Here is a 7423-nt window from a genome sequence, read left to right as displayed (position 1 = left end):
CCGCGTACGGAGAAAGAGGATTCGGAAGCATATCCTCGGTTTTTGGCAGTTGCGCCAAATCACCATAACAAGAGGAGGACGAAGCATAAACAATCCTGCGGATTTTGGCCTCCTTCGCGGCATTTAAGATATTTAAAGTTCCAACCACATTGACTTCATTCGTTGTGATTGGATCGCCAACCGACCGTGGAACCGAGGGAAGCGCCCCTTGATGCAGAATATAATCAACACCATCTACAGCTTCTCTTACGATATGATACGAACGAAGATCTCCCTCAAATACTTCCAGGTTTGAGTTACCATTTCCGTTGGTTTTTTTACCATTAGAATTTTGAAGTTTTGAAGCTTTGTTAATCAAGAACTCTACAGTTTCTCTTTTACCAGTTGAAAAATTGTCTAAAATCCGTACTTTGTGCTTTCTTCGCAGTAATTCTTCAACGATGTTTGAACCAATAAAGCCTGCGCCGCCGGTAACTAAATAATATGCCATATTTAACACTCTCCTTTTGATATCACATTATAGTTTTTGTAATTTTTTAAATCATAAACTAACGAATAAAGATAACAAGCACAAATATTAAAGCCGAACATCAATAAAATTAAAAATGACAATGCCAGAGTTTTTTCCGTTGCGATACCTTTCATTGAAAAAAGAAAAATCAAAGTCGCGTCGCGTGTTCCCATTCCAAGAATCGAGATGGGCAGTATCGAGATTATCGTGGACGCACTAATCGCAGACACCAGAAAAATTACATCCACTTCAATAGAAAGAGATTCGCTGAATAAAAATATTTCACAGAAATACAATACCCAGGCCAATATTGATAAAGCCGACAGAACCAACATCTTATCTTTCTTGATTTCTTTCAGAGATTGGATAACGTCGCCATCATCATCTTTTATTTTTTTTCTAATGAACGTTGTAATTTTTAAGCGAACTCGCCGGTTCAGCAGTAACGCCGAGACAGCAGCGATTCCACCGACGACAATTACCAATAAAACCACATCAATCTGAAATTCTTTATAAAAATAAAAAAAACCAAATAGGCCAAAACCCAGCAAGAAAAAAATATCCACGATTCTGTCAAGGACGGCCGAGACAATTGACGAGGACAACGAGTATTTCATTTTCCCAAGCATATAGCCTTTGGAAATTTCTCCTAATCTGCCCGGAGTGATTGAACCGTACAAGACGCCTTTCAAGTTCAGATTGAACAAATTCGAAAAATCTATGTTGACTCCGAAATTTTTCAGTAGAACAAGCCACCGGTAGGTTTTTATCATCATCATGGGGAAGAAGATCATCAGCGCTGCAAAGAAGATAGGATCGACTCCAGTTAAAACTTCTTTCAAAGCGCCAAAGTCAATCTTTATCAGAAAATAGATAAGAATGACCGGCCCGATCAGGTTCTTAAGTTTTTTTAGGTGCTTGCTCAAAATTTCTATCCAAAATAATTGATTGTGTCTAACCGGAAAATCGTAATGTGAAAACAGAATTCTTCGACCCTTCACAAAATTTTTCAGTCAGACAGTAGTTATTCAACCAGATCTTTTTTCTTAATCTCCTTGGTTATACCTTTCCAAACTTTTCTGGTTTTTTCAAAGATTTTACCGACAACTTTATGAGGAATCAGATCAATTATATTCCTGGATATTTTCTGTTTGCATATCCAGAATAAAAAATCTAAAACAAGTTCAAATACAATTCTGGTCGAATTGGAGGTTTTGACTTCATACCCATATTCCGGAACACCTTTGTGCAGTTTCTTTAGAAAAGATATTCGTAGGAATGCGCCTCTCTTTTTCAGATCATACCCATGAGAATGCATCTCAACTGCTTTATTGCGCTCAATTTCCACAACATCCACAAGGGACTTCTCAATAAGCTCATCGACCAGTTGTTTGCCTTTTTGGCTGCGAACCACCATGATCGAAAAGCCTTTGCCTCTTTCTTCGTACTTGGGCGCCCAGGCGTCGCCACTTGAAATATCCGTAAATTCATTCGACAGATCGGTACAGGTCAGGCATCTCGATTCAATATGAAAAGGGATCAAATAATTAGCATGGAATTTTGGCATGAGAAATTCTTGGCCGCTTTTTGTAACGACGCGCATATTCCCCGGCCATTCACCGTATCTGAAATTCAGCTCTTTAATTTCGGAAATATCCTTGACCTTCATTTTCTTTAAGAAACTTTTTAAAGAAGAGTAGTGCAGCGTATTACCGCAATACGGTCCGAATATATATTTGATCTTTGACAACTTATACTGGTTGTCAAGCATCATTTTTCTTAAAGAGTGCACCTGGCACGGCAAGCCAACATAAGCCAGAGTGCCATCGAAATCTAAAATCTCCGGGAGTATTTCATTGACACTGCTGATCACATATTTGCTTTGAGCAGATTGCATGACTTCTTTTCGGGTTTTCGCGATAAAAGGCTTCACCCGCCACGGCTGCTCCGGGTCCATCCCCAAAACAACTGCTCCGTCAACTTGCTTTGACTCGAGCAGATAGATCAGAAGAAGTGATAGTATCCCTCCGCTCGCCGAGTTGTATCTTATTTCCTGATCTTTCGCAAACGCAATATAGAGATTCTCGTGATGGCCGATGAAATTATTAGCGTCATACTCTGACCCAAACAACGCTTTATTCAACTCCGGAAAATCAACTTCATGACCGCTGCAATATTTCATTATATTTTGATTCTCCTCAGCGGTTAAAGGAGACTTCACGTTAACTTTGTAGCTGTCAAGCACGTCAACAAACTCCAATTTGTCGGGATAAAGACCCACGCAAGTTCCGCACCTGTGGCAAAGATTCTTATTAACAATATCCTGAATATTTTCAATCTTCGAATTGGATGACATCTCTACGCCCTTGAAATATAAAATTGTCGGATCCCGAATTCTGAAAGAAATGTATTTTGAAATCTATCGATCGCTTTTTCACCAAGCGCTTTCAACTTTTCAGGTCCAACCGGTATCAGGAGTGTTCCTTTGTGCATTAATAAATTAAACCCGGCCGTCTTCAAAAGCTTCTTCACTTTTCGCGAAGGAAGAAATCGATGCGGCCCTTCGCCATGATTGAAACAAAATAAATCATAGAGGCGCAGGGCAAACTCTGCCGTCGCCGGCGGCAGACTCATGACCAACACGCCATCCTTTTTCAACACTCTTCTTAATTCCTGCAAGAATAACAGAGGCTGCGAACAATGCTCGAGGGTTTCTAACGACAATACAGCATCAAAACTGTCGTTTTTGTAAGGTAAAATGTCCAGCCTGACCTGTGATATTTTTTTGGTTTTGTATTTCTGCTTCTTCAAGCCAATCTGCATTAATTTATGAGAAACCTCAGCATTAAAAACTTTGATCTCCGGATTATGTTTTAAAAGAAAGGCATTCGCATTTCCGGTTCGGCTCCAAACATTAAGTAAATTCAAATGACCTTTTTCAGGGATATAATTTATGGCAAATTTAAATCGCTGATAATGAGCACCGCCAATGTCATCATTGGCGACATCATAGATCTCGCTCACTTCATCCCAAAATTGCCGAACTTCGATTTCAGAGAACTTATTCCGATACATGAATCTGTCTCCGAATCGAGGCGGTTTGATCAGCCAGCATGCCAAAAAAGAAAAGGAACATACCAAAGACCATCAAAATCACCGAACTGTTTGGAATGCGTTGAAAAATGACAACGCCGTATAATCCCCAAAGCACCCCAAGAGCAAAAGTTAAAACTGAAACCGGGAAAAAAATCTTCAGGGGATTAAACAACATAATAACGCGAGTAATCAGCAATAAAGTTCGAGAGCCATCTCTGGCAAATTTAACAGAGCTTTTTCTACCTTCTCTTTTCTCGGTCTCAATGTCAATATATGCGACATTGAACGCTTCCTTTAAAAAGGCAAGCGTCGAGGTTGTCGAAAACGAAAAGCTGTTTGGCAGAATATTAAAAAACGGCACGACTTTGCTCTTTTTAAATATTCGTAAACCGGAGTTCAAATCTTTTATCTTTGTCCCCATAAGGTACTCGGCTGTTTTGGTTAACAAAAACTTACCGGGAACCCTGGTTTTGACTTGGTAGGCTTCGGTGGAGCGTGCGCCGATCACCAGATCATAATCGTCTTCACCAAATTTCTTGATGATGCGATGAAAATCTTTAATAGAATGCTGTCCATCGCTGTCCATTAAAAGAATAGCTTCATTCTTTGCAGCCCTTATTCCGGTTTTTAAAGCCGCGCCATATCCTTTATTATAAGGATGTTTAACGAGTTGAATCTTCTTATATCCTTTAACAATCTCCGCGGTTTTGTCGGTCGAGCCGTCATCGACCACAATAACTTCCCAGCCATTTTCAAGATTTTCGATCAACTCAGGTAGAACTTTGGTCAACCCGTGCTCTTCGTTGTAAGCTGGGATGACCACTGTTAAATTTTGCATCGTCAATACTCCCTTATATCCAATGTTTGATGTTTTGAAGAATCAAAAGCCATTTTATTAATTCCCTGATCCTTCTTTAAGGGACGCTGCAAATAGATTCGCACTGTATTATCTTTTGGTCCTTTATTTGCCTTAAACTCTGCTACCATATTTGTCTTCAGTGAGACCCACTCATAAAATCCGGTTGAATTAGGCGGCAAAGGTTTACCAATCGTGACCACCCAAATTCTTCTTTCTCGGTCAAGTTCCTCAGGCGTTTCAGGAAACAGGATCTGTTCATCTTCTATGTGAAAATCAATTAATTCAGCGGTTGTTTTTAAATAATCTTGAGCCCTCTCCGGGTTCGGAAAAAAATAAAGCGGAAAAATCTGATCAGTAGGATGCCATTTTTGCTGAATATGTTGAACAGCCTCCGTTAATCGATCGCGGTTACCATAACCACTGGAGAAGTACAGAAAATCTGTTTTTAAAGAAGGAATGGCAACCAATCCAATGATGGCGACTGAAACAATGGCTTTGTACTTTTGAGTTTGATCAATCACGTAGATGCACAAAAAGCTAGCTCCCAATAACAAGGCCGGGAGCGTAAAGAATATATATTTAGTGCTGATGTTGGTTTTTAACAGAGCTGCTAAAATCAGCAGAGCGCCCGGGAGCACGGCGAAAATTGAAATAAACAATCCCTTTCTGCCCCCTGAAAATAGTAAAAGGATAAGCCCAAGCAGCGACGCAAAGCCCATCGTTGGGGTCAGGTGGTACAGAACTTTTGAGGCAAAGTTTACCGGCGTGGTTCCCCAGTAACCATCCCTTAACTGAATCTCATTCCAAACTTTCACAAATTCAAGGAACTTGGGCATTAACACAATTGCGCCCAAAATCAAAACGATAAAGAGGATATTGATTTTCTTGGTATCAAATCGCTCCGGTTGCATATTTTTTATTCGAGACAGGGAAAATAAGTAGGCGACTCCAATCATAATGATGAATCCAGCGGTCAAATGAAGCATAAATGCAAACAAAAAAGTTATGATTGACAGAATGAGATATTTTAATGAATTGCGCTCGATAAAAAAGTAAAAAGAAATCAAAGCAGCAGTGCTAATAAGTAAGAGCAACGAATACCATCTCGCGAGTTGTGAAAGATAAATATGCCATGGGGAAATCGCCATAAAAAAGGCGGATAGTAACGCAACCCTCCTACCAAAAATAGCTTTGAACGGAAAGTACAACGCGACAATTGCTAAAACTCCGAAAACAAATGGCGGCAATCTTAAAGAAATTGCACTGATCCCAAAAGAGTCTAATGACGTCTTGGTGATGAGCCAAAACGGTTTGCTCAAATTCTGCAAATAGGGTCTGAGAGACGATTCGAGTGAATAGTACTCATCGATCCAATAGCTCCATGCTCCAAGTTTATAGAATCTTAAAAACGCAGCTGCAATGGTAATCACCGCTAAGACGGAATATTCAACCCATTGACTATTTTGCCAGTTCTTTTTCATGCTTACCTGTTGGATGTGTCTTTGCTTTTAACATTATTCGACTCAGGAGCCTCGCTTTCACTTTTAGTCTGAAGTTCATTCTTTAAAAGGGCAACTGCTCCGACACGTCTCAAAAACGTTGTTTGATAATCATTTTTATCAAGGTATCGTGAGCCAATAACAACATCAAATTCTTCCTCAGTTAAAGGTTTTAATAACTTCTCAATTTCAGAAGGAATATGCTGCCCGTCGGCGTCGACTTGAAGCTGCGGATAGTCGTTGAACCGCCGCACCTCGTAGGGAAACTCAGACTCGATCGCCTCGGCCGGCACGCGCCGGCCTTGCGGCGTCATGCACACCACCCGCACGAACCGCTCCATGTACAGCCCCGAGCCGCTCCGCTTCATCCGGTAGCCCGTGTCCTTGCCCCACTGGATGCCCCCCTCGTCGTACGCGACCCACACCCGCCCCGCCGCGTCCACGTCAATCGACGGATGCGACTCGAAGAGCGGCGACGCCGCCACCTCGAGCACGTCGCTCGCCGCCGTCAGCCGACCGCCTTCGTGCCGGTACGCGCGGATGAAAACGTCGTAGTTCTTGCGCGCGTAGCTGTCCCACGCCACCCACACCGTTCCGTCCGGCGCGACCGCCACCGTCGGCTCCCAGTCGTTCGCTCGCGACGGGCTCACCCGCACCGGTGCGCCAAAGCCGTCGCCTTGCGAGGCGGCCAGATGAATGTCCGACCTGCCCTGCGCACCGAAGCGCTGCCACGTCAGGTACACGCGCCCGCCGCGGCTGGCGAGTCGGTGGTGCATGTCGGGGCCGGGCGCCGTCGTCACCCGCCGCACCTCGCCCCACCCCTCGCCGCCGCGCACACGCGCGTACAGATCCCAGTTCCCCGCCCGCTGCTCGCTCCACACCGCCCACAGCCGGCCCTGCCCGTCGAACGCCAGATCGACCCGGTAGTGATCCCCCGGCCGCTCCGACACCACCTCGACCTCGCCCCACGCGTCGCCACGATGCGCCCGCGCCAGCACCTGATCCGAATCGCGCCCGTAGCTCACCCACGCCGTCCACACCGCCCCATCGGGCCCGGTCGCGATGGCCGGGTAGTCGTCGAACGTCGCGTCGTCGCTGAGCTGCGTCTGTGCCGGCACCTCTTCGACCTGGACGCGCCCCTCCAGGAACAGTCTCTTTGCGCCCAGATGAAACCCCGCCGGCGAAAACGAAAACGATCTCGCAAGGACCCTGTCGACCGGCGTACGGGCAGTCATCGTAATTTGTTACGAAAACATCGTGGGCTGCGGTCTCGCTCCAGAAACTGACAGAGATTGGATCAGAGGGATCGCTCAGGTCGAACGCCACGAAACCGCGCGTTAGGTCGGAGTCGCAGGCGTACGCAAAACCACTTTCCGGGTTGACGAAAATGTTGTGAGCGCGGTTTATTCCGCCCTCGGCCGACCCGACCAAGGTAACGATACCGTCATCGATCTTTGA

General features: G+C 44.4%; 7 protein-coding genes. All 7 read right to left on the bottom strand.

What is annotated here, in order from left to right; genetic code table 11:
* Positions 1-490 (bottom strand): NAD-dependent epimerase/dehydratase family protein (locus IH879_16165; protein ID MCH7676462.1); only part of this gene is annotated, 490 nt, incomplete at its 3' end.
* A 2-nt stretch (positions 491-492) separates the two neighbouring features.
* Positions 493-1437 (bottom strand): flippase-like domain-containing protein, encoded by a 945-nt coding sequence (locus tag IH879_16160; GenBank protein MCH7676461.1) that lies wholly within the window; start codon positions 1435-1437, stop codon positions 493-495.
* A gap of 98 nt (positions 1438-1535) precedes the next feature.
* Complete coding sequence (locus IH879_16155; GenBank protein ID MCH7676460.1) at positions 1536-2867, bottom strand: Coenzyme F420 hydrogenase/dehydrogenase, beta subunit C-terminal domain; 1332 nt, start codon at positions 2865-2867, stop codon at positions 1536-1538.
* Between the two features lie 2 nt (positions 2868-2869).
* Positions 2870-3586 carry a class I SAM-dependent methyltransferase gene (locus tag IH879_16150; GenBank protein ID MCH7676459.1) on the bottom strand — a complete coding sequence of 239 codons (717 nt, stop codon included), beginning with the start codon at positions 3584-3586 and terminating at the stop codon, positions 2870-2872.
* Positions 3573-4445 (bottom strand): glycosyltransferase family 2 protein, encoded by an 873-nt coding sequence (locus IH879_16145; GenBank protein ID MCH7676458.1) that lies wholly within the window; start codon positions 4443-4445, stop codon positions 3573-3575. The genes IH879_16150 and IH879_16145 overlap by 14 nt, the downstream gene beginning before the upstream one ends.
* A gap of 2 nt (positions 4446-4447) precedes the next feature.
* Positions 4448-5947: a glycosyltransferase family 39 protein gene (locus tag IH879_16140; protein ID MCH7676457.1), complete on the bottom strand. Its 1500-nt coding sequence runs from the start codon at positions 5945-5947 to the stop codon at positions 4448-4450.
* Positions 5948-5949: 2 nt separating this feature from the next.
* Entirely contained in the window at positions 5950-7200 is a 1251-nt protein-coding gene (locus tag IH879_16135; GenBank protein ID MCH7676456.1) for a hypothetical protein, read from the bottom strand.
* Positions 7201-7423: the final 223 nt, after the last annotated feature.

The organism is candidate division KSB1 bacterium, assembly GCA_022562085.1.
GTDB lineage: Bacteria > Zhuqueibacterota > Zhuqueibacteria > Oceanimicrobiales > Oceanimicrobiaceae > Oceanimicrobium.
Note: the sequence above shows the minus strand (reverse complement) of the source record. Positions and strands in the feature narration are given on the sequence as shown.

Coding starts and splice junctions, on each gene's coding strand:
- IH879_16155 (MCH7676460.1), bottom strand. CDS start 2,867: ATGTCATCCAATTCGAAGATTGAAAATATTCAGGATATTGTTAATAAG.
- IH879_16150 (MCH7676459.1), bottom strand. CDS start 3,586: ATGTATCGGAATAAGTTCTCTGAAATCGAAGTTCGGCAATTTTGGGAT.
- IH879_16145 (MCH7676458.1), bottom strand. CDS start 4,445: ATGCAAAATTTAACAGTGGTCATCCCAGCTTACAACGAAGAGCACGGG.
- IH879_16140 (MCH7676457.1), bottom strand. CDS start 5,947: ATGAAAAAGAACTGGCAAAATAGTCAATGGGTTGAATATTCCGTCTTA.
- IH879_16135 (MCH7676456.1), bottom strand. CDS start 7,200: ATGACTGCCCGTACGCCGGTCGACAGGGTCCTTGCGAGATCGTTTTCG.